26 protein-coding genes are annotated in these 23798 nt (G+C 31.2%); 20 read left to right on the top strand and 6 right to left on the bottom strand.

Annotated features, from left to right (window positions below):
- From fabZ to B5D14_RS12350, 4 genes are all read left to right on the top strand, one after another.
- The gene (gene fabZ / locus B5D14_RS02795) at positions 1–432 is read left to right on the top strand and encodes a 3-hydroxyacyl-ACP dehydratase FabZ (RefSeq protein ID WP_078711056.1); all 432 of its coding nucleotides are present in this window, start codon (positions 1–3) and stop codon (positions 430–432) included.
- A gap of 9 nt (positions 433–441) precedes the next feature.
- Positions 442–759: a holo-ACP synthase gene (locus B5D14_RS02790; RefSeq protein WP_078711055.1), complete on the top strand. Its 318-nt coding sequence runs from the start codon at positions 442–444 to the stop codon at positions 757–759.
- Positions 752–1447, top strand: a complete 696-nt coding sequence (locus tag B5D14_RS02785; protein WP_159443702.1) for a lysophospholipid acyltransferase family protein — start codon at positions 752–754, stop codon at positions 1445–1447. Before B5D14_RS02790 ends, B5D14_RS02785 begins: the two co-directional genes overlap by 8 nt.
- A gap of 170 nt (positions 1448–1617) precedes the next feature.
- The gene (locus B5D14_RS12350) at positions 1618–5043 is read left to right on the top strand and encodes a vWA domain-containing protein (protein WP_078711053.1); all 3426 of its coding nucleotides are present in this window, start codon (positions 1618–1620) and stop codon (positions 5041–5043) included.
- A gap of 78 nt (positions 5044–5121) precedes the next feature.
- Here the strand turns inward: B5D14_RS12350 and B5D14_RS02775 are convergent, their stop codons facing one another.
- Entirely contained in the window at positions 5122–5646 is a 525-nt protein-coding gene (locus tag B5D14_RS02775; RefSeq protein ID WP_078711052.1) for a DUF1836 domain-containing protein, read from the bottom strand.
- Between the two features lie 110 nt (positions 5647–5756).
- On the opposite strand from B5D14_RS02775, the gene B5D14_RS02770 reads away from it, so the two are divergent.
- The 3 genes from B5D14_RS02770 to B5D14_RS02760 all read left to right on the top strand — a co-directional run bounded on the left by B5D14_RS02770 (position 5757) and on the right by B5D14_RS02760 (position 7164).
- Positions 5757–6047 carry a hypothetical protein gene (locus B5D14_RS02770; RefSeq protein ID WP_078711051.1) on the top strand — a complete coding sequence of 97 codons (291 nt, stop codon included), beginning with the start codon at positions 5757–5759 and terminating at the stop codon, positions 6045–6047.
- Complete coding sequence (locus B5D14_RS02765) at positions 6037–6576, top strand: NUDIX domain-containing protein (RefSeq protein ID WP_078711050.1); 540 nt, start codon at positions 6037–6039, stop codon at positions 6574–6576. The genes B5D14_RS02770 and B5D14_RS02765 overlap by 11 nt, the downstream gene beginning before the upstream one ends.
- A gap of 69 nt (positions 6577–6645) precedes the next feature.
- Complete coding sequence (locus B5D14_RS02760; RefSeq protein WP_200804740.1) at positions 6646–7164, top strand: QueT transporter family protein; 519 nt, start codon at positions 6646–6648, stop codon at positions 7162–7164.
- Positions 7165–7201: 37 nt separating this feature from the next.
- Here the strand turns inward: B5D14_RS02760 and B5D14_RS02755 are convergent, their stop codons facing one another.
- Entirely contained in the window at positions 7202–8209 is a 1008-nt protein-coding gene (locus tag B5D14_RS02755) for a sugar ABC transporter substrate-binding protein (protein ID WP_078711049.1), read from the bottom strand.
- The gene (locus B5D14_RS02750) at positions 8206–10410 is read right to left on the bottom strand and encodes a bifunctional diguanylate cyclase/phosphodiesterase (protein WP_143254374.1); all 2205 of its coding nucleotides are present in this window, start codon (positions 10408–10410) and stop codon (positions 8206–8208) included. The genes B5D14_RS02755 and B5D14_RS02750 overlap by 4 nt, the downstream gene beginning before the upstream one ends.
- Before the next feature lie 242 nt (positions 10411–10652).
- Here B5D14_RS02750 and tmk point away from each other — a divergent pair, with 242 nt between their 5' ends.
- The 11 genes from tmk (at position 10653) to B5D14_RS02695 (ending at position 19657) form a co-directional block, all read left to right on the top strand.
- On the top strand, positions 10653–11285 hold the full coding sequence (gene tmk, locus B5D14_RS02745; protein ID WP_078711048.1) for a dTMP kinase: 633 nt from the start codon (positions 10653–10655) through the stop codon (positions 11283–11285).
- Entirely contained in the window at positions 11272–12249 is a 978-nt protein-coding gene (locus B5D14_RS02740) for a hypothetical protein (protein WP_078711047.1), read from the top strand. Before tmk ends, B5D14_RS02740 begins: the two co-directional genes overlap by 14 nt.
- Positions 12249–13130: a PSP1 domain-containing protein gene (locus B5D14_RS02735; protein WP_078711046.1), complete on the top strand. Its 882-nt coding sequence runs from the start codon at positions 12249–12251 to the stop codon at positions 13128–13130. Before B5D14_RS02740 ends, B5D14_RS02735 begins: the two co-directional genes overlap by 1 nt.
- Positions 13131–13165: 35 nt before the next feature.
- A complete protein-coding gene (rsmI, locus tag B5D14_RS02730; protein ID WP_078711135.1) occupies positions 13166–13984 on the top strand; it encodes a 16S rRNA (cytidine(1402)-2'-O)-methyltransferase in 819 nt (272 codons plus the stop codon).
- Positions 13985–14307: 323 nt separating this feature from the next.
- Complete coding sequence (locus tag B5D14_RS02725; RefSeq protein WP_078711045.1) at positions 14308–15480, top strand: hypothetical protein; 1173 nt, start codon at positions 14308–14310, stop codon at positions 15478–15480.
- Positions 15481–15519: 39 nt separating this feature from the next.
- Positions 15520–16278, top strand: coding sequence for a hypothetical protein (locus B5D14_RS02720; RefSeq protein WP_078711044.1), 759 nt, complete (start codon positions 15520–15522; stop codon positions 16276–16278).
- A gap of 177 nt (positions 16279–16455) precedes the next feature.
- The gene (locus B5D14_RS02715) at positions 16456–17409 is read left to right on the top strand and encodes a glycosylasparaginase (RefSeq protein WP_078711043.1); all 954 of its coding nucleotides are present in this window, start codon (positions 16456–16458) and stop codon (positions 17407–17409) included.
- 12 nt (positions 17410–17421) lie between these two features.
- On the top strand, positions 17422–18159 hold the full coding sequence (locus tag B5D14_RS02710) for a copper homeostasis protein CutC (RefSeq protein ID WP_200804739.1): 738 nt from the start codon (positions 17422–17424) through the stop codon (positions 18157–18159).
- Between the two features lie 86 nt (positions 18160–18245).
- A complete protein-coding gene (locus tag B5D14_RS02705) occupies positions 18246–18728 on the top strand; it encodes a MarR family winged helix-turn-helix transcriptional regulator (protein WP_078711042.1) in 483 nt (160 codons plus the stop codon).
- The gene (locus B5D14_RS02700) at positions 18718–19110 is read left to right on the top strand and encodes an FMN-binding protein (protein WP_078711041.1); all 393 of its coding nucleotides are present in this window, start codon (positions 18718–18720) and stop codon (positions 19108–19110) included. Before B5D14_RS02705 ends, B5D14_RS02700 begins: the two co-directional genes overlap by 11 nt.
- Before the next feature lies 1 nt (position 19111).
- Positions 19112–19657 carry a flavodoxin domain-containing protein gene (locus B5D14_RS02695; RefSeq protein ID WP_078711040.1) on the top strand — a complete coding sequence of 182 codons (546 nt, stop codon included), beginning with the start codon at positions 19112–19114 and terminating at the stop codon, positions 19655–19657.
- Between the two features lie 375 nt (positions 19658–20032).
- Here B5D14_RS02695 and B5D14_RS02690 read toward each other — a convergent pair whose 3' ends face one another.
- Positions 20033–21232, bottom strand: coding sequence for an IS30 family transposase (locus B5D14_RS02690; protein WP_078711039.1), 1200 nt, complete (start codon positions 21230–21232; stop codon positions 20033–20035).
- A gap of 195 nt (positions 21233–21427) precedes the next feature.
- On the opposite strand from B5D14_RS02690, the gene B5D14_RS02685 reads away from it, so the two are divergent.
- Together B5D14_RS02685 and rbr are read left to right on the top strand one after the other, a co-directional pair.
- The gene (locus B5D14_RS02685; protein ID WP_078711038.1) at positions 21428–21820 is read left to right on the top strand and encodes a Fur family transcriptional regulator; all 393 of its coding nucleotides are present in this window, start codon (positions 21428–21430) and stop codon (positions 21818–21820) included.
- Positions 21821–21833: 13 nt separating this feature from the next.
- Entirely contained in the window at positions 21834–22373 is a 540-nt protein-coding gene (gene rbr, locus B5D14_RS02680; RefSeq protein ID WP_078711037.1) for a rubrerythrin, read from the top strand.
- A 527-nt stretch (positions 22374–22900) separates the two neighbouring features.
- Here rbr and B5D14_RS02675 read toward each other — a convergent pair.
- On the bottom strand, positions 22901–23221 hold the full coding sequence (locus B5D14_RS02675; RefSeq protein WP_078711036.1) for a putative heavy metal-binding protein: 321 nt from the start codon (positions 23219–23221) through the stop codon (positions 22901–22903).
- A gap of 103 nt (positions 23222–23324) precedes the next feature.
- Positions 23325–23525, bottom strand: a complete 201-nt coding sequence (locus tag B5D14_RS02670) for a cold-shock protein (protein ID WP_078711035.1) — start codon at positions 23523–23525, stop codon at positions 23325–23327.
- Positions 23526–23798: the final 273 nt, after the last annotated feature.

Genomic DNA, 23798 nt, shown 5'->3' with positions numbered 1-23798 from the left:
ATGATTTATAGTAGTGATGATATAAAAAAAATTATTCCTCATCGTTATCCATTTTTATTAGTGGATACAATTGAAGCTATTGAAGGAGAAAAAATAACTGGCAAAAAATGTGTAAGTGCGAATGAAATGCATTTTGTGGGTCACTTTCCAGAAAAGCAAGTGATGCCAGGGGTTCTAATTTTAGAATCGCTAGCTCAAACAGGAGCAGTTCTTTTGCTTTCAATACCAGAAAATAAAGGAAAGATTGCGTTATTTGCGGGCATAAACAAAGCTAGATTTAAACGCCAAGTTGTACCTGGTGATGTTTTGACATTAGAAGTAGAATTAGTAAAAGTACGAATGGGAATCGGTTTTGCAAATGCAAAAGCACTTGTTGATGGTGAATTAGCTTGTGAAGCTGAATTAATGTTTGCGATTGACAATTCTAAATAGAGGTAAAAAATGATAGTTGGTATTGGATGCGATTTATGTAAAATAGAAAGAATTGATGAAAAGATTGCACAAAAAATCTTAACAGAGAATGAGTACAATGAATTTCAAAATCTTTCAAAAACAAGACAAAAAGAATGGCTAGCAGGTCGATTTGCAGCAAAAGAAGCGATTATTAAAGCAACAGTAATACAAACGATGAAAGTTATCGAAATTCAAACAACAAGTGAAGGAAAACCAATCTGTTTAATGGATTATTATAAAATTAATTTATCAATTAGTCATGATGGTGAATATGCAATGGCAATGGTGGTGGCTGAAGATGTTTAGATTAATATTAGGTGCTATTTATGTTTTATGCAGTTATCCTAAAGCTAAAAATGTCAAAAATGCATCATTTGATGTACGTTATTTTGAAGCACGACAAGCTTGTTTAAAGTTTTTGAAGATTGTAAAAACTCCTGTTGAAGTAAATGATATTGAATTACCAGAAGGTCCAACTCTTTTTGTGTCAAATCATCAAGGGACAATTGATCCACTGGTCATTGTTGCAGCATTGAATAAACCAACAACATTTATATCAAAGAAAGAAAATAAAAAAATTCCAGTGATAAGTACTTGGGCTGAAATATTAGATTTAATTTATTTTGATCGAGATGATCAAGCAAGTGCCATCAAGATGTTAAGAGAAGCAACCCGTTGGATGAAAGCAGGTAACTCGGTTTTAGTATTCCCAGAGGGAACTCGTTCAAAATCTAGCGTTGTAAATAATTTTCATGAAGCATCATTGAAACCTGCATATCTTGCAAAAGCAAATATAGTACCGATTACTCTGCACAATGTTTATGGCGACTTCAAAAACATCAAAAATAAAACACCCTATCGCATAACGATTGGAGAAGCAATTTGTTATGATGACTATAAAGACAAAAGTTTAACAGAACTTGCAACATTTTTGCATGATAATATTGATGAAACTATAAAGAAAGTAATTATACAAAGTGGTGTAGAAATATAAGGATATTTAATCAAAACTAGACTAAAAATCTAGTTTTTTTCGATTATTTTTCAAATGTTGGCACATTTTCTGTCTTATTCTAGTCATATTAGAAGATGTTAGAGATATCATCATGTATAATCCCTACTGGGAAAATATAGAGTCAATAGACCAAGACTGGAGTGAGCCAAATGCGTAATAAAATATTAAAAATTTTCTTGTCATTAGCTTTAATGGCAGCATTACTTCCTGTAAATAGCTTTTCTGTTTTTGCTAGGACAATAAATCAAACTGAAGATACAATCGTAGATATGCTTGAAGAAGAAAAAACACCAGAGGAAGATGTAAAACAAGAATCAACAGCATCTCTGAAAGTGATTCATATTTATATTGATGGTGATACCCAAGAGGAAGAAGAAGTTGTTATCGATGATCTACCTATTGGTGAGATGATTAATACGAATGACTATGTTCAACTTAAAGAAGGGTACCAATTGATTGAAAAAGATCAAGAAGAAATAGAAATAAAAGAAACTGGAAATGCAGTTATTTTTAAGTATTTATATATAATTCCAACAGAAGAAGCAACTGATTTAGAAGAATTTGAAGAAGAAATGGTAGATAATTTAGTAAGTATCCATGCATCCAATGCAGATCCAGGAGCTGTTTTTAGTACGAAAGAAGCTTATTGGGTAGATGAGAGTAAAGGAGAAGCTAGAATTGATTTTTCTGTCTTTGGTAATTCAATTCAAGCCCCTTCAGATGTTGTACTTATTTTGGATACATCTGGAAGTATGGCAGCAGCCGATACATATCGGGTTGATGCATTAAAAGAAGCAGTTAAAGATTTAGCAGACATTGTAATTACACCTGAATCCAATATTCGGATAGGGGTAGTTGATTTTGATAGTCAGGCAGGTTATTTAGCAGATAACTTTGGTGGATATGGACCAGAACAAAAAATTGAAATATCCAATTTCTTGCAAGGAACGAAAGATTATTATGAAACCGTAGATTTTTACACCAATGTAATATGGAGCAGGATTAGGTTTGAAGGAGAAACGAACTATGCAGCTGGTATGGAGTATGCTTATAAATTAATCCAATCAAGACCAGAGTCAGAAAAAAATAGGCTTGTCTATGCGATATTTTTGAGTGATGGTGTACCTAATAAAGATGTAGGACTAATTGAATCAAGATCAAACCAACTTAAAAGTGTTGCAACAGTCTATTCCATTGGACTTGAGGTTGGTGAGAAAGCATTTAATGATAATTTAGTGTCTCTAGCTTCTGAACCAAGCTTTGCAATAAATGTAGCAAATAAAAATGATTTATCTGCGGTATATACAAAAATCGCAAATGAAATTCGTATAGCTGGTACCGATGCGGTTATTCGAGACATTATAAATGATGAAGTATTTGAAGTGATGGTTGATGCTGGGGGAGAGCCTCGTTTGAGCACTTCTACAGGAGATGCATCGTATAATCTTACTACCCACGAAGTAGTTTGGAATGTGGGGAATATTTCAGAAGAGAAAGAAACACTATCAATTTATATTAAAGTTAAAGATGATTTTAAAGAAAGTGGATTATTTGAAACAAATAAATCTGCGTCATTAACATACACGGATTATAACAATGATAGTCAAACAAGAGATTATGAAAATCCAACGTTGAATATAGGTAATACTGGATCGATTCATATGAATTTCTATTTAGTAAATGATTCAGGAAAACTTATTGATCAATCAAATAAAATAATTACAGAATTTTCAAAGAGAGTGACACTGCAAAATAAATACTATCTTGAAAACAATAGCCCTGATTTGAGTTTTAATAGTTACTCAGTAATACCTCCACAAACAATTGAAGTTTGGGGTAAATATTATGAGTATGTTCCAAATGCCATAGGGGCAAGTATGGCAACAATTTATTCAGTTGATGCAAGTAATAAACAATATAGTTTATATTATGGATATAAAGAGAGATTAGCACCACTTACATTTGATTATATTGTAGAATATTATTTACAAAATGAAGATGGAACATATACTTTACAAGAACCAACAGAAAATGTTGATGTACCTTACATTGCTGGTGCAGAGGTATTGGCAAGTAATCATGTAAAGAATTTTCAATTCTATACATATACTCCAAATCATCAAGATGCAATCAACTCCATTCAAATGGATAGTGGAGATAATACTTTAAGACTTTACTATGATCGAAATATGGAGACGATTCAATATACAGTCCATCATGTAACTGAAAATCATATAGAATCAAAAATTTATGAAAAAGAAATATGGCAAGGGACATTAGATAAAAGTTTAGAAGTATCAACCAATTCACTTAATTCATTAACGACAGCTGATTATGACGGATATGAAATTAATACAATTCAGGATATCCTTGGAAATGAGATTCACGCTAATGATATCGTAATCAATGGAACAGAAATTACGATAGCCTACAAAAAAATCTTAGTAGAAGTGAATTATAAAGTTGAATATTCCTATGAAGGAAATATAGATTCTAATTTAGAAGAAATTTATACCAATAATGCTTGGATTAATCAACAAGTGATTTCAATTGGAAGGCTTGAAGACAAAGCGAAAATCGGATATAAACTAGAAGGATTTTATGATGGAGTTAACCCAGTTAATTTAGGAGATGAAATTACATCAGGAACTAGTTTAATTGCAAAGTATGTTAAAGATGATGCAATAACAAAACCAATTAAATATGTCGTAGAGCATTGGTTAGAAGGAAACTCAGTAGCGAGTTCAACGGATGTAGTTGAAATTAATGTTTGGATCAATGATCAAGATCAATTGTTAATTACAAGTGATTCTATTTTACCAAAGAAATTTACGGGATATTCCTATTCAAATATGGAACCAGCATTAAAAGCAGGTGACTTAATTAATAACAATAAAGTTATCAAATTGTTTTATATAAAAAATTCAACAATAGTACCAACACCGACAACACAACCAGATGATCCAACACCCAATCCAACGGCAACACCAATTCCAACAAAGACACCAACACCTAATGCAACAACAAATCCTAAAAATCCACCAGTAGAGAAAACACCATCTTTAGAGGTTGTGGCATCACCTGAAACTAAAGATGAAGTAGCGGTTATTGTTAAACCACAAAACCCACCTACAAGTGGTGGTAATAATAACTTAATGATTATTGGTGAAAATGGTATGCCGACAATGGGTATTCTTGGTAATGGGCGCAGTTGGGCATTAGTTAATTTAATAGTAACACTGATTGGACTTTTGTTCACACTACTTTTAATCTTCTCAAAGAAGAAAGATGTGGATGAAGTTGATGAAAACGGAGAGCAATTAGAGGAAAGAAAAGAATGGTATAGAAAACGCATCTATAAAGTTCTGGGCATACTTATTACATTATTTGCATGTATTCTATTTGTACTTACTGAAAATATATTCTTACCAATGGTATATGTTGATAAGTACACACTCATCATGATTGTATTCATGCTATTTAATATTGTAATTTTCTATTTAGGAAGAAGATGGTACGAGGATGAAAAAATAAATAAAGAAGCAATAAAAGAAACAAGTCATAATTTAAAGTAACTCATAAAAAAAACTGTATAAAGTAGAATCGTTATCAAAATGATAATTACATTCTAAGTCAATACAGCTTTTTCATCATTAACTCTTTTTTTGTCTAAGTTCAGGATTTTGCAAATCATTTTGAACACTTAATTTTGTGCAAATACTCATAACTAAATTGCGAATAATATAAACCGCATCTCTTCCTTCATCAAGACTTGGTGTATGTTTAATAGGTTGTCTTAAACATAAGTTTTTAAAACATGATTCAAACTCGGTAATGAAATAATTATAAGCTTGCTCATCTGGATACATTGAAATTTGATATTTAAATAAAGATGAAATCTCTTGAAGACTGAAGACTTGTTTCATAATACAAACAACAACGAGATAAGCTAAATGTTTATTTGAATATCTTTTATTTTCAGGTGCATGAATAATTCCTTGATTAACATAATTATTTATCATTGTTTTTGTAATAAAACTTTCTTGTCCTGAAATCATCAATACACCAAGTACTTGTTGAAGATAATCAACTACTTGATCCATATATAAGTTTAAACTTGGCAATTCATTCCAACGAGGTAAATGCAAATCTTTGATTTCTTGTTCATTTAAGTACATGGTTTTGTTCTCCTTTACTAACTATTATATAAAACAACTTGAATTATAGTCAAACCCAGTTGGGAAAATAATAGAAAAGGTGTATAGTAAATGAAGAAAAGAGGTAATCCATGGAGCGCTTAACAAAGAAAATAAATGGTAAATATGCAGTAGAAAATTTAAATGAAGAAAATGGAAAATTTTATGGTGAAGCAATCGAGAGATTAGCTATTTTTGAAAATATGGTTGAGAAAATCCAACAAGAACAAACTGAATATACAAAGCAAATTGACAATTTGAAAGATCCCTCTTCGAGTAAAGTTCATTGGAGGGTGAAAGAATTAATGGGTAAAAAACTAACGAATAAAGGTATATTATTAGCGTTAAAATATCAGGGTATAGAGGTAGAAGATGAAGCTTAAAGAAATTACATTAAGTAAAGAAATTAAATTTAAAGGTAGATTAATTAATGTTAGACATGATGAGGTTGAGTTGCCCAATGGAGATAAGGGTTTACGAGAAGTAGTAGAGCATCCAGGAGGTGTGGCAATAGCTTTACAAGATATTGATGGAGATTTCTTTGTTGTTAGTCAGTTTCGCTATGCTCAACAAAAAGTATTAATGGAATTTCCAGCTGGAAAGATGGAAAAAGGTGAAGATCCATTAGAAACCGCAAAAAGAGAAGTAATTGAAGAAACGGGATATAGTGGAAAAGATTATCTTTATTTAGGACGAATGATTCCAACAGGTGCTTACTTGGAAGAAAAAATAGAAATGTATTATGCAAAGGTCGATGAATTTAAAGGTCAAAACTTAGATGTAGATGAATTTATGAATGTGACAAAGAAATCAATTCATAATTTAGTAGAAATGATAATGAACAAAGAAATTGAAGATGCAAAGACAATTGCAATGACATTCATGATTAAAGAAATGATGGAAAGAGAATAAAAAAAGTGCTAAACTAGTAAACAGTCAGTCGCGATTCCCTGACTTAAAATAAAACAAGGAGGATTTTTTGTGAACGCTCGATTAAAAAGATTTACAATCATTGCAATGATTGCAGCAGTATACACGGTTGTATCTGTAGCACTTGCACCAATTACTTATGGCAATATACAGGTAAGGATTGCTGAAGCTTTAACATTATTACCAATTATTTATCCACCCGCAATATGGGGAGTAACTCTTGGTTGTGCACTTACTAATTTAGTAGGAGCAATGACGGGGATGAATATCCTAGGATTCATGGATGTCTTTGTGGGTACATTTGCAACTTTCTTAGCGGCAGTATGTACATACCGATTGAGAAACATAGAATTCAAAGGATTACCATTATTGGCTGCGTTTATGCCAGTGCTATTCAATGCAATTATTATTGGATTGGAATTAGCTGTGGTTTTCTTCCCAGCGACAATAACTTCAGGATTTATTATTAGTGCTTTAGAAGTTGGGTTTGGTGAATTGGTATCCTGTTTTGTGATTGGTATTCCATTGATTAAAGTCTTAGCAAAAACTAAAATATTCAAAGAAATTTGATATAAGAAAAGGCGCCTAATTTTAGGTGCCTTTTGTTTTAATTGCCATAAACTTCAGCGTGTGTATAAATTCCTGCTTCAATGATTTCCTTATCAATATTTTCTTTAACAATTACTTTTCCTGCAATTAGATGAGCATTAATTACTTTTGTATAACCTGTATCGACTTCAGAATTAACGGTAGTAGGATTTCCTGTAGCTATATTATAGGCTTCCTGAATTGCCACATTAGCAAGTTCCTTTAAATCTAAACTAAGTGTCATATTTTGTTCACCATTTACAATTCTTTTAATAGCATCAAGGTCAGCATCCATACCTGTTATAATAACAGGATGATCCATATTGAACTCTTTAATTACCTCTGCACAGGCACCAGCAATTTTATCATTTGGTGCTAAGATTGCATCCACATTACCATGATTACTTATAATTGCATCTCTAACGAGTGTCTTTGCTTCATCTGCAGACCAGTTAGGAACAGATGTATCCAAGATAATGTTTATATTATCTTTAATGGGTTCAAGATATCGCATTGCACCATTATAAAGATCAAGTGCATTGTTATCATTAGGATCACCACTTAATAAAATATAATCACCTTGATAAGCTGTTTCTGATAAATATTGTCCCATTGATTGACCAATACGATTACTATCATAGCCAACAATCAAATCAATTGGATTATTCATAATTGTTCTAGCATAACTAATAACAGGAACATTCTTCTTCTTTGCGTAATCAAGTATTTCATCAACATTAAACGCATCTCTTGGTATAAGAATTAATACATCAATTCCGCTATCAATCATTTCTATACAATCTTCTGTTTGAGTTAATGGCGTATCTGTTTTATTTAGCCGAGTTTCAATTTTAATGCCTAACTTGTTTGCTGCTTCTTCCATATATCCTTTTTCTTTTTCCCAACGGATAGCTTCACCAACTCCAAAGGATACACCGATATAAACCTCTTTTTGTTTAGTGGAACAACTTGATAAAGGAATGATAAATACGAAGGCAATTACTAATTTTAAAAATTTTATTTTCATAGTTTACCTTCTTTAAATATGATTTCAAATTGATCGATTGGCATTGGCTTTGCATAATAATAACCTTGAGCTATTGTGCAACCATATTCTTTCATTAAGTTAACATTTTCTTGAGTTTCTACACCTTCAACAACAACTTTGATACCTAAACCAACAGCCATGTTGGTAATTGCTGAAAGAATTACTTTTTGTCTTTCACTCTTCTGAGTATCTTGCAAGAAACCTCTATCAAATTTAATAACATCTATTTCAATATCCTTCAACATATTTAGTGAAGAGTACCCACTACCAAAATCATCCATAGAAATCTGTAAACCATGTTCATGTAAATGGTTAATGAAATCTTCAATGATTTGATAATTATCAAATATTACAGTTTCTGTTAATTCTATTTCAATTAGTTTTGGAGGAATTTGGTATTCATTGATTTTACTTATTAATCGAACAATGAAGTCATGACTCATAAGATGCATTCTAGAAAAGTTGATAGAAATAGGAGTGCAATTAATTCCATCATCAAGACACTTCCTTAAGAACCTTAACGTTTTCTCTAAAATAATAAAATCAATTTCATGAATAAGACCAGTTTTTTCTGATAAAGGAATGAAATCACTTGGCGGAATAATGATTCCTGCTTTGGTAATCCAACGCGCAAGAGCCTCAGCACCTTCAATCTTATTTGTATTAATATTTATTTTAGGTTGGAAGAAAGGAACAATTTCATCATCTTGAATTGCTTTTTCTATGGCACGTTTTGCTTGCTCATTTTGAATAAGTTTCTTATCTAGTTCAACATTATAAAATTCCACTTTCTTGTGGTGGGTACCTTTTGAATTTTTGGAAGCTAAGTTTGCTTTGTCTACCATCAAGTTTACATTTTCATTTGAATCAGTTATTTCGTAAATACCTGCAGACAAATAAACGATGATATTATCAATTGTAATCTCTGAACTAAATAATGAATTTAATCGTTGTGTACTTGCGTCTTCTAATAACATGACAAAGTGATCACTATAAAGACGAGCACATAGTTCATTTGACAATAGTGTTTCAGAGTATAGTTTGTGGATAATTGTAAGAATACTATCACCAATGTTGTATCCATAATAATTATTTATATACTTAAAGTTATCTACATCAAAAGTAAATATAAAGAATTTTTTAGTTGGATTTGATTGGAGAATGCTTTGTAAATCAAATTGGAATTTTGTATATGTATCAAGTCCAGTAACAGGATCAATAAAAGCTAATTTTCTTAGTTTCTTTTCTTGCTCTAATCTTGAATAGAAAAAATAAGATGAAGACAAAAGGAATCCAATAAATAAAACAAAGAGTACAACGTAGAATATTTTAACCACAGTTTGTACATTGGGCAGTACAGCGTTTGTTTTTACACTAGACACAAGATACCAATCATATACTTTGTCTAACGGTGTGTAAGAAGCATATATTTTTGTGCCACGATATGAAACCTTCATAAATCCAGTGGTGTTCGTATTTATATGCTCTTGTAAAATACGTGTTTCATTAGGATTGTCTATAAATAATAATCTAAATAAATTATCAGATTCAGGAGTGTATTCTTCATCTTGTGAACCTATAATGATATACCCATCACTATTTATAATGTAAGTATATCCCTTATCAGTATAGAGGGAAGATGAACATAGATCATACATTTGCTCAAGAGTAAATTGACGTTGAATTGTACCAATGATTTCATTGTTGCTAGTAATTGGAGCACTCATAACAAAGAGAGTTGAACCGTTTGCTCTAGATATCAAACGATCAGAGATGTTACTTTGACCCTCTAAAGCTAAACGAAAATACTTCCTTCCATTAATATCGAGCGATCCTCCATCCGGCAAGTAGGCAATACCATTTGGTAATGCAATAAATAATTGAGATTCATTTTTATCATTCGCGAATTCCGTAAATATCTGTTCTAAAGGAATTTGTTTTTGTGAGTATCTTTCAGACAATTGACTTGAAATAAGGTTTAATTTGTTAACTTCGTTACTAAGACTGTTGTTTATGACATCCTTATTTTGTATAACAATTTCATTTAAATTAGTTTGAATATCAGAATTTAATAAATTTTGTGCATATCCCATCAAGGAAAAAATAGTTAATACTAAAAGCGAATTAACTAAAACTAGTAACAATAAAGGTATATTTTTTACAATTTTGTACTTATGCATATAAAATTAGTTTCTCCCTAAATAAAAACGCATCTAATGGAATCGAGGTATTTGTGAAAAAATAGATATATATACATCTTACACTATTTTTCTCGGTATTTGGGGCAGAGGATGTGTTTTTAATGACATATTGACCAAATGAGCAATGAAAAGTGCACATATTATAAAATAATGCAGTGAAATCGCCTTCTTTATGATAGATTAAAACCATGATATAATTGATAAGAAATGATGGTGAATTTATGAAAAAAGGAATATTTATAACATTTGAAGGACCCGATGGAAGCGGTAAAACAACTGTTTCAAAAGGTGTTTATGATAAATTAATAGCGAACGGGATTGATGCAATATATACCAGGGAACCTGGTGGTATTGAAATTGCAGAAAAAATTCGAGATATTATCTTGGATCCAAAGCACACAACAATGGATGCGAAAACAGAAGCATTACTTTATGCTGCAAGTAGAAGACAGCATCTTGTGGAAAAAGTAAAACCAGCATTGGAGCAAGGTAAAGTAGTTATTTGTGATCGTTTTGTGGACAGCTCGCTTGCATATCAAGGGTGCGGAAGACATCTAGGAATCGATGAAATATGGTCAATTAATAACTTCGCAATTGAAGGGTTCATGCCAGTAAAAACAATTTACTTAGATTTAAGTGCTGAAGATGGATTAAAACGAATTGAAAATAGAGAATTTAAAGATCGTTTGGATCAAGAAACAATTCAATTTCATCATGATGTGCAAGAAGGGTATAAACAAATAGTTGAAAGATTTAAAGAGCGCATGTTAATTGTGGATGCATCAAAAGATGTTGAAACCGTTGTAGATACTGCATATAACCGTGTTCTGGAGATTATCCATGATCAGGGATAAACTTCAAGAAACGCAACCCATTGTATATCAAACATTAAGCAATGCAATTAAAAATAGAAAATTTGCCCATGCTTATTTATTTACTGGTGTAAAAGGCACACCAAAAAAAGAAGCAGCACTGTGGTTTGCTCAAAACTTAATTTGTGAACATACTGAAGATGGCTTTGCGTGTGAACTGTGTGATGAGTGTAGAAGAATAACTGAAAATACATATGCAGACTTAATCTACCTTGATGGAAACGATGCTACGATTAAGAAAGATAGTATACTTCACCTTCAAGAACAATTTTCTAAAACAGCCTTAGAGAAAAGTGGAAAAAAATTCTATATTCTAGATATGGCTGAAAATGCAACAACAGAAGCTTTAAATAGTTTATTGAAATTCTTAGAAGAACCTAATGGTCAAGACACCCAAGCAATTTTAATTGTAGATAGTATTGATCGATTATTGCCAACGATTATTTCTAGATGTCAAATAATTCCATTTAAGCCTTTGAATGTAGAACATTATTATGAAAGTGGTTTAGATTCAGGATTGAGCTCTTTGGATAGTTATGTGTTAAGTCATATTGTTAAAGATGTTGATTATATGAAAGAAATGAGTGAAACAGAAGAATATCAAACAGGCATGGTTGTTGCAGAGAGATTTGTTTCCTTATTTGATGTAGATATCCATCGTTTCTTAGTTTGGTTTGAAACAGAAGTGTTAGGAAATAAAGACAAAGATAAAGATATTGTAAAAATGTTTTTAGAAATTTTACTTATATTCTTTAGAGATGTTGTTTCAAATAAAGAGAGTCAAACAGGATGGTTTGAAAGAGAAGTAAATCGAGTTGCAAATAAAAACATTGCAATAGAAAAAATCTTGTTAATTCTGTTAGAGAGCAAAGACAAATGCAATCGTAGTTATAATTTACAATTAGTTATCGAACAAATGATTTACGAGATAAAGGAGGTTATGTAATGGAAGAAACTATAAATCAAGTTCCAACACAAGAGAGTTATAAATATGTTATTTCTATTCGCTTTAGAAATACAAACAAATGCTATTCTTTTGGAACAAACAATGAAGAAATTGAATATGGTGATTATGTTGTGGTTGAAACTGCAAGGGGTGTTGAATTAGGAGAGGTTGTAAGTCCACTTCGCGAACTTAAAGATGTTGAAGTACGCACACCGCTAAAACCAGTATTAAATAAAGCAACAGCTGAAGATCGTCAACGTTATGCAGAAAACATTGAACTTGCAAAAGAAGCATACACTTATTGTCAAAAAGAAATTGAAAGACTTCAATTGGATATGAATTTAATAAGTGCAGAATATACTTTAGATAGAAGCAAGGTTTTATTTGTTTATGTTGCAGATGAAAGAGTAGACTTTAGAGAATTATTAAAACAACTTGCAAGTGGATTACATTGTCGTATTGAACTTAGACAAATAGGATCACGTGATAAAGCAAAAATTATTGGAGGCATTGGACCATGTGGCATGGAAACATGTTGTTCAAGATTTATGGATGAATTTGATGTTGTTTCGATTAATATGGCAAAGAATCAACTACTAGCTCTAAATATTCAAAAGTTATCAGGGCAATGTGGGAAATTAATGTGTTGTTTAAAATTTGAAGATGATGCATATAAAGAGTTAAGACAAGGATTACCAAAACTAAATGCACAAGTGGAGTATGAAGGGCAAACATATCGAGTTACTTCGATGAATGTTATAGCTCAACAAGCTAAACTTGAAAATCGTGAAACGGTTCAATTTATTTCTTTAGATGATTTAAAGAATAAAGCAAAAGTCAAAAAAGTTGAACCACCTCAACCTAAAAAGGAGGCTGAATAGCCTTGGTTCATCGTCAAAAAAGTTTTGGGAATGAAATGCCAACTCTATATATTGTACCCACTCCAATTGGTAACCTTGATGAAATGACACCACGTGCCATTGAAGTCTTAAAAAATGTTGATGTCATTGCATGTGAAGATACAAGAAATTCAATGAAGTTATTGCAATACTTTGATATCCATACACGCTTTGTACAATATCATAATTTTAATGAACAAGAATCATCAAAAGGATTACTTCAATTATTAGAACAAGGAAAAAATGTTGCAGTTATTTCTGATGCGGGGTATCCATTGATTAGTGATCCAGGACAAGTCATCGTCAACAAAGCAATTGCTCTTGGATACAATGTTGTGCCACTTTCAGGATGCAATGCAATGCTAAATGCCTTGGTTGCTTCAGGGCTCATTACACAACCATTTACATTCATTGGATTTTTACCAGCAAACCAAAAAGAAAGTGTGAAAACTTTAAATTTATATAAACACTATCCAATGACATTGATTTTTTATGAAGCACCACATCGAATTGAAAAAATGCTTGCAAGTGTTCTAGAAGCACTGGGTGATCGTCAAGTATGTGTGGCACGAGAACTAACAAAGAAACATGAAGAATTTATTCGTGGTTGCTGTAGTGAAGTTCTTGAAGAAATAAAAGGTGCTAAAGGAGAAATGGTTGTCGTAGTTGAAGGATTTAATGAAGAATTAAAACCAGCAATTGATATGGGAGAAATTACACTTCTTGTTGAAGAAGCTATTAGCCAAGGTTTAAGTAAATCAGATGCAATTAAAGCAGTAGCTAAACAAACAGGAATGTCGAAAAACGAAATATATAATTACATACATCAAAATTAAATTTCGTGATATCAAAATTTACAAGCTCAATTCAAAGATACATTGTTTTTATAACTTATAAGAAGTTGAAGAGAGGTTAGCTAACCTCTTTTTTATATGAATATTTCAATAATAAAATATTGACACGAAAAGTCTACTGATGTAGAGTGGTAGAGGGAGTTACTTTTATAATATAAAAGTAAGAGATGATATGAACAATTTGAGTAGCGCAAAGAAAATTAAATTGATAATGAATATATTACTATTTATAATTCTTTCTATTTTGTTATTGATATACATCAATTATAACTATTATTCATTGATGAGTAGATATTGGTAAAGCTATGAATAAAATACTTATACGACGCATTATTTTATTAATTCTATATTTCTTGTTATTTATAAATTCACTAGGCGATTATTATGATTATAGAAATTATGCAGATGCCAGAAATTATATACAGTTTACAATTTATTTGATAAGTTTATTCTTTATTGGGTTTGTTACTATTTTTCGCAAAAGATATCAAGGTTTACAAGCATATTTTTTTACTCTGTTTTTAATTTTCATTACTACAATTTATATCATAAGAGACCAATTAGGATTGATTCCAAGAATGATTTTAATTGTGTTTATTATCTTAATTTATTTAATAGAAATATTTGGTAAACATGATGAGGAAGTAATAGATGAAAATATTTTCATAAAAATACTTACGAGTAATTCACTGCTTATTTTTTTGTTGTTATTTGTAATTTATTTTCTTGATGGTTCGGAATTCAAAAACTATTTGAAAGTACAGAGTATTAAAAAAATTGATATATATGATTGCATAAGCAGTTATAAAATTGTAGGACCTTTGGGGTATACAAATTTAAAATTAGAAACAAGCAATGATGAATTGCTTAATTATGCATGTGGTTCACCAATTGTATTGGTTAATGGAGAACCTCTTGAAAAATGGCAATCACCATATACCATAAATTATTTGAACCCAAGAGATGAAGTTATTGTTAAGATGAGTACAAATCAAGAAATAATAGAACATTTTGGCTGGACAATTAATGAGAATATAATGAGAATTATAATTGATGATCGACCAAAAGGTTTATCCAGTTTTGTAGAAATAGAAAACCAATTTGATGTGATAATAGATGAAATTAACGAAGAAAATATTGAGCAGGTACACTCTTTTCTTAACAATAATTCATTGCAATATAAAAAAGATTATGGTGACAAAAACATGATTGACGCAGTATTTTATCATAAACATGAAAAGGATGAGGATGTTTATTTGTCATTGTTTTACAAGATGGAAGATAGGATACTTGAAATAACCATCCTTAATCCATATATTAGTAATGAAGGTAAAATTGAATATACAAATAGTTTTGTATCTAACTATGGTGTCAACAAAATGGTTGAAAGTGTCCTTGAAGAAAATAATGCAAAAGGAATCGATTCTTATCGTAATGAATCCTATGAAAATAGTATTCTTGATGAAGAAAGACATTAAAATGGTTTTATATATTTTTAGAAAATACGGGGCTATATTATGAATAAATTCAGCAAAATTTTACTGTGTATTAGTATTCCGTGCTTGTTATATTCTAGTTTGCTAATTTATACTTTTTATTTTATCGATACAACATATATTGAGATATGGGGATTATTCAAAGCACTATTAATCGTAATGACTTTGATTTTTGTTATCTATTTAGTAATAAAGAATAAAGTATATGGACATCAGAAGTTAATACTAATTTCATTAAGTATACTTCATTTAGCAATGTATTTTTCATTTCTCAAAAATGTTTTCGATGCATTACTAATATATGTATTTCCAATTCAATGTATTATGATCTTTCTTGCAGCGACATTTATGATAAAAGGCAAGGTTGAAAAAGTATCAATATTTGAAGAAATATTAAGTAGTGAAATGTTGAGTTATGTAATTATTATTAGTTATGTTTTTCTATTGCAAAGTAATGGAGTTAGAAATTTGTTAATAGTTGTTTTAGAACAACCAGTAAATGTAAGACAATGTCTAAATTTAAACTGGTATACAGAAGATGTTTTTGGTTTAAATTATAACAATGATGCAAGATGTTCTATAAGGGAAATAGAAGCTTATATAGATGGTGAAGAAGTGAATCTAAATTCTGTGAACTATTTAAGTCCAGATAAGAATATCACATTTGTATTTGGAGAACACTTTCGCGATAGTATACGGTTTGACTTTAAGTTTGATTTTAGCCCAATATCACTAAAACTGGAAAAGAAAGAAATTAGAGATACCTTCAATGAATACTAAGAAAACTAATATACTATTACTTATTGTTTTAATTTTAATATTTCTTATCAGTATTTGGTTTAATCCAAACTATATTATATAAAATCGGGGAAATATGTTGATTAAAATTTTAAAAATTATTATGCTTAACTTAATAAACAGATATATAGTAAACATCTAGTAAAAGGAGAATAAATTATGTGGGGTATCATAGCAACATGGAGAATGGCAAAAGAAGGGCTTGAAAAAAGCGCAATTAGTTTAGAGCAAGGTGGTACTTCTTGTGATGCTATTGAACAAGCGATTATGGAAGTAGAAAATTTTCCGTATTTTAAATCTGTTGGGTATGGTGGACTTCCAAATGAGGAGATGGAAGTAGAATTAGATGCAGCTTATATGGATGGAGATACATTGGATATTGGTGCAGTTGCTGCAATAAAAGATTATGCTAATCCAATTAGTATTGCTAAACGCTTAAGTAAAGAAAAAGTAAATTGCGTGCTTGTAGCAGAAGGTGCTGAAAAGTTTGCACATAAAGAAGGCTTTGAAAGAAAGAACATGCTTACTGATCGTGCAAAAATATTTTATCGTAAGCGTATAAAAGAAATTAAGGAACAAGAATTAAAACCATATAGTGGGCATGATACTGTAGGAATGGTTTGTTTGGATAGACAAGGGAAATTAACGGCAGCAACAAGCACGAGTGGATTGTTTATGAAAAGAAAAGGTCGTGTAGGTGATTCACCAATCGTTGGTTCTGGTTTCTATGCAGATTCAAAGGTTGGAGGAGCAACAGCGACTGGACTAGGCGAAGATCTAATGAAGGGGTGTATATCCTATGAAATTGTGCGGTTAATGAAAGATGGACATCATCCTCAAGCAGCATGTGAAATAGCGGTGAATCAGTTGGATAAAGAATTAAAAGAAAGAAGACAAAAAGCAGGCGATTTATCGGTTATCGCAATGAATAATAAAGGTGAATGGGGAGTGGCAACTAATATTGATGGATTCTCATTTGCAGTTGCGACCGAGAATGAAAAACCAACAGTATATCTAGTTAAAAACACAGATGGAAAATGTATTTGTGAAGTTGCATCACAAGAATGGCTAGATAATTATTTAACTGTTAGAATGGCACCAATAGAAGAATAAAGAGGAAGTAAGATGAAAATTGTTGAAATCTGTTGTGGAAGTTATGAAGATTGTTTAGCTGCATATCATGGAGGAGCTAAACGTGTTGAATTAAATAGTGCTCTACATTTAGGCGGATTAACTCCAAGTGTTGCAAGCTTAGTCAAATCAAAGCAAGATACAGAATTAAAAATAATCGCAATGGTAAGACCACGAGCAGCGGGGTTTAACTATAGTAAAGAAGATATAGAAGTGATGTTTATGGATGCGAAGATACTACTTGAAAATGGCGCTGATGGAATTGCGTTTGGGTTTTTAAACCTAGATGGAACAATTGATATTGAAAATACAAAGAAAATGGTGAATCTTATTAAATCATATAATGGAAAAGAAGCGGTTTTTCATAGAGCTTATGATTGTGTAAAAGATCCATATGTTGCAATTGAACAGCTAATTGAATTAGGTGTAAATCGAATTTTAACAAGTGGTCTTAAAGAAAAAGCAATTCAAGGGAAAGCAATGATCAAGGAACTGGTTTCTAAATATGGTAACAGGATAGAAATCCTTGCAGGAAGTGGAATCAATGATACCAATGTAATTGAATTTATTAAAGAAACGAATATTCAGCAAGTTCATTCATCTTGTAAAGACTGGAAGATTGATCCAACAACGACAATGAATGGCGTGAGTTATGCATATCATAATGAAAATGATTATGAAGTAGTTAGTCTTGATAAAGTAAAAAAAATAATAGAACTTATAAAAGAATGAAGTCTAGAAATAGATTTCATTTTTTATTTGACATACTAGTAACTAGTTACTATAATAATGGTAATAAGTTACGTATGAGGTGCGATATGGAAATTAAACAACTTGCAAAGAAATATGAAGATTCAAGACTTAATCAAGCGAAAGGTATTTTTGCACAATTGAATATTATACAAAATTTGTTGCAAACAACGTTTGATAAAACGTATGGAGTAGTAACGCTGAAACAATTTATGTTGATGATTATGGTGAAACAAAGTACAGAATTTAATGAAGAACTTACTTTGACTGACTATGGTAGATTGTTAGGCTGCTCAAGACAAAATATTAAGAAACTAGCGATTCAATTAGAAACTAAAAATTTTGTAACGGTTAAGCAAAGTAAACATGATCCAAGAGCATTAGCAATCGAATCAAGAAAAGAGCTACATAAATACTTTAAAGAAGTTAATCAAGAAAACAATGAAATATTGCTTAAGTTATTTTCGATTTACAATGATAAAGAATTAGGCATGTTGTATAAGTTACTTGATAAATTACATGAAGGAATTGAATTGATAAATGAAAAATAAAATACTTAGGCGTTTAATTGTTGTGGTTTGTTGTATCTTGGGTTTTGTTATTGCGGTATTTATTGGTTTTGATTTATTTGCAAAAGATGTAATTGGTAAAGTTACAATTGATAGTATTGACCATTCAAATCTTGAGGATGGGGAATATGAAGGTGTAGCAACAGTTGGGCCAGTACATGTTAAATTAACAGTAGTAATGAAAGAAAAAAAGATAGATCAAATTCTAATCACAGAACATATCAACGCTCTTGGAAAGAAAGCAGAAACAATTGTGGAAGAAGTCATTCTCAAGCAATCGATTGATGTTGATTCAATATCTGGGGCTACTACAAGTAGTGTGTGCATTAAGAAGGCAATTGAAAATGCCATAGGAGGAAATTAAGATGAAAAAAGGAATTGTAGTTTTTGGCTCACATTATGGAGCAACAGAAGCGTATGCAAGAGAAATAGCTAAGAGATTAGATTTTGATTGTAAGAACTATAAAGAAGTATCAAAACTAAATGATTATGAAGTGGTTGTTATTGGTGGTGGTCATTATGCAGGTGGTATTACTGGACTGAAAAACACAATAGAAAAAGTAGATACAAATAAAACGTTGGTTTATATTTATTCGGTTGGGCTATCAAGTAGAACAGAAGAAAACTTAAAAGCGATTAGAGAAGCAATACGAAAAGTTGTTCCTGTTGAAAAAGCAGATGATTCAAGAATTTATTATTACCGTGGAAATATGGATTTAAATAAATTAGGATTTATACATCGAAATATGATGAAAATGATGATAAAGATGACAAAGAAGATACCAGAAAATGAAAGAACGGATGATAATCGTGGTGTGATTGAATTAACTGAAAAAAGCATTGATTTCATTCAAGTAAATGATGTCGAAGATATGGTACAACAAATTAATGAACAAATGGAAAAGAAGTAAATAATTGCCCATAGTGCAAGAACCATACAGATGGTAAATGCACATGGGTTTTATTTATAATAGAACAAGTTTGAAACTTCAAAGCAAATAGTTATTTTGCATGGATTTGTGCTTTCTTATCAAAGAAAATTGATTTCGCTTAAATATCAAGGTAAAAGAAACACCCAAGAAAACGCAACAAGAGAAAGGGAAGAACTGAAGAAATCAAAAGAAGAAACAGATTTTTTTCTATGAAAAAAGAGTAAAAGTAGTACAATGAAGATATAAATCAAGGAATGAAGGTATGACAAAAACGAAAGTGGAATAAACGTTTCAAGAAAATGCATCACTTTCGTATTAGTGGATTACCTATGTTTGATGATAAAATAGGATAGCCTATTTTCTAAATAAACTTGGATTTGAAATTACTTGTTGAGGGGCAATTTCGGTATAGCCAAGTTTTTTTATTGCAGTAATTTGAGATTTAGTAAGACATTCAAAAGGTGATTTATCATTTAAACTAGAGCGTTTTGTGGAATTAATGTGATTCATCATGATATCTACATCACACTGACTTAAATGATTGAAAGATGTGCCTTGAGGAAGATAGTAACGAATGAATTCGTGATTTTTTTCTAACTTACCTTTTTGTTGGGAGGCACGAGCGTCACAATAAAAGAAGTTACAACGTTGCAGTTTTCTGTGATTAGCTTCTAAAGCATCCACGTAAGCAAATTCAGAGCCGTTATCACCAAGAACAACGTGGAAGAGAGAAGCGAATTTAGCAAAACCTAAAAGTGATTCCAAGCGATCAAAGATATCGACAACACTTTGGGCATCATTATGATTGCGAAGGAAAGCTAACATAAAATTAGAATTACGGAAAAGCAGAGTAAGCAATACTTTTTCATCTTCACCTTTAGACCCAATGACAGAATCAATTTCACAGATGTATTTACATTTATTATTTTTGATAAAGGTGAGGAAGTCTAGATAAGTCCTATGAATGCGTATCGTTGTATCTTTTGTTACAGTTGATTTAGAAGAACGATGAGGTTTATAACGAACACGACGAGGTAAATCAATATTTTTGATATCATTCAGATAACCTTTGTCAATGTAACGATAAAGGGTACTTTTACTAATACCAAGTTGATTTGAAATGGAAGCGAAAACATGATTAAAAGATTGCCCCTTATCTTTGATTAAAGGGAGTAATAAATCGTTTAGATAATCAAAGGCATCAGAACCACAACCTACTTTATGACGAGAAACAATGAGAGTAGAACGATAATCTTGATCAGCAAACTTAGGAGTATAGAGATATTTATCTTTTTGGCAATGGCCATATCGGTTACAGCCATGGCAAACCCAAGGAGCAGAAGCTAGACGAGAACTATGACAAGAATTAGAATCTCGTTTACGATTAAAACTTTTGGCTTCTGAAAGATAGCGATGATGGGATAGTTCTCTAGAAATAGTGGAAGCACTATAACCAAGGGTTCTACCTATTTTACGCATGGATTTATTTTCGGTAACAAATTGAAGAATAGAAATACGATCATTTAATGATAGATGTTTACTTGATTTAGACATAACAATGTCCTCACTTTCTTATATAGTCAGTTATCACCAAGCATAGGTACATTTATTATAACTGTTTCACCTAACTGCAACACTCTGTTGCGTTTATCTTGAAATTTAAATGAAAATTGATTTCTTATTTTAGAGTATTGTAATCTTAAACAAAAGTGCTATAATGATAACAGTTATCAATAAGGAGGTGACAATATGACCTATAGACAAACTAAACAACGAGAGGAAGTTCTTCAAGTTGTGCAAGGTGTTGATAAACACATGACAGCAGAAGAAGTTTATCAAGAAATTGCGAAGATAAATCCAAATATAGGAATTGCGACAGTTTATCGTAATCTAAATCGTTTAGTGGAAATGAATGTTATTACTCGCATCATTGATAAGGATATTTCTTATTATGATGGGAACAATAAACCTCATTATCATATTCATTGTGTTCAATGTGGAAAATTTCATGATGCTCCAATGATGTACAATGAAACACTTGATCTAGACATAGAGAGTAAGTTGGGTATATCAATATTAGGACATAGTGTTACCTTTGAGTGCATTTGTGATGAATGCAGCAAAAAAATTGAAAAAAACTAGGAGGAAAACAAAAATGGAATTAAAAGGATCAAAGACAGAACAAAATTTACAAACTGCTTTTTCAGGAGAAAGCCAAGCTAGAAATAAATATACTTATTTCGCAAACATGGCTCGTCAAGAAGGTATGGAACAAATCGCAGCTATATTTGAAGAAACTGCACGTAATGAACAAGAACATGCACGCCTATGGTTCCAAGCTCTTCATGGAGATAAAATGCCTAACACAATGGAAGGCTTAAAAATTGCTGCTGAAGGTGAACACTATGAATGGACTGATATGTATGCAGGCTTTGCAGCTACAGCTCGTGAAGAAGGATTTACTAAGATTGCAGCACAAATGGACATGGTTGCTAAAGTTGAAAAAGAACATGAAGAAAGATATTTAGCTCTTCTTAAAAATGTTGAAGAAGGTACAGTATTCTCTAAATCTGAAGACGTTGCTTGGCAATGTGAAATCTGTGGATTTACAATGGTAGGAAAAAATGCTCCTGGAGCTTGTCCTCTATGTGGATATCCAAAATCATTCTTTGAAGTTAGAAAAACAAATTACTAAAAATTAAAAAGTTGATGTATTGAACTACATCAGCTTTTATTTTGAAAAAAAGTACGATTATGAGATTATTTTTATTGTAATTTTCATGAAATATAGTTATTCTATTAATGTAGAAATTAGGAAAAGTTTCTACATGGAGATTATAAAGAGTATTGACTGATTTATTTGTTGCATTGACACAAATTGGTACCCAATGTGTGAATGGAGCAAAGGCAAATCTTGTTCCTTGAAGTTAAGATAAATATACCAGAATTATATCCAAACCCAGCATTATCCAAACACTAGTTATCATACCAATACCTGAATTATCTCTAAATTCTAGAATGTCCCAACTCTCCCTGTTGATATTCTAAGCTAAATTATAGTTGAATGGTAATCTTTAAATTCTTCTCATCTTAACTTCAGTAATTGGAAGATGATTATCAGAAAACTAAAAACAGATGAATCTTAAAGGTTGATAACATGGTGCACCCCATTTGGGGTGCACTTTTATATATAAAAAAGAATTGCAGTCATGCAATTCTTTCTTATTCTACAGTTACTGCAGTTCCAGAAGCAGTTACCATTAACATAGCATTATCTGCACCTAAAACTTCATAATCAAAATCAATGCCAATCACAGCGTTTGCACCATATTTGGTAGCATTTTGCTTTAATTCCTCTAGTGCTTGTTGACGTGCTTCGATTAATTCAGATTCATAACCCTCTGATCTTCCACCAAAGAAATTTCTAAAACCTGCGCCAATATCACGTATAAAGTTTACACCAGTGATGACTTCGCCGAATACGATGCCATGATAAGTGATAACTTTCTTACCTTCAATTGCATTTGTAGTAGTTACTATCATAAATATCTACCTCCATATATAAAATTGTAATGGAGTTAAAATGATAAGTCAAAAAGAAAAGATATCATCGATATCTTTTCAGTTAGCTACTTAATAATATAAATTAAAGTTTCACTACGTTTGTTGCTTGAGGACCGCGATCGCTAGTTGTAACGTCGAAACTTACTGTTTGACCTTCATCTAATGCTTTGAATCCTTCAGTTTGAATTGCAGAGAAATGTACGAAGATGTCTTGACCATCATCACCTGTGATGAATCCGTAACCCTTCTCAGCGTTGAACCATTTTACTTTACCTGTACTCATTTTGTACCTCCATAACCTGTATAGCAAATCTTAAAAAAAATACATCTCAATCAACACTGACCTCGATGTGAAATCCCCGATATTGCTTGAATACGTTTTCATCATAGCATGGTAAAGTCATCGTGTCAAACGATAATGTGCATAAATAAGGGCTTTTTTGAAGATGTGGTGGTTAATTTGATGAATATAGTACAAAGATGAATCATTATTGTAAGAATAAGAGAGTTTATTATCAATCTATTTAGATAAGTAAAAATAGAATTATACAAATTA

This window comes from Anaerorhabdus furcosa (assembly GCF_900167375.1).
GTDB lineage: Bacteria > Bacillota_I > Bacilli_A > Erysipelotrichales > Erysipelotrichaceae > Anaerorhabdus > Anaerorhabdus furcosa.
Note: the sequence above shows the minus strand (reverse complement) of the source record. Positions and strands in the feature narration are given on the sequence as shown.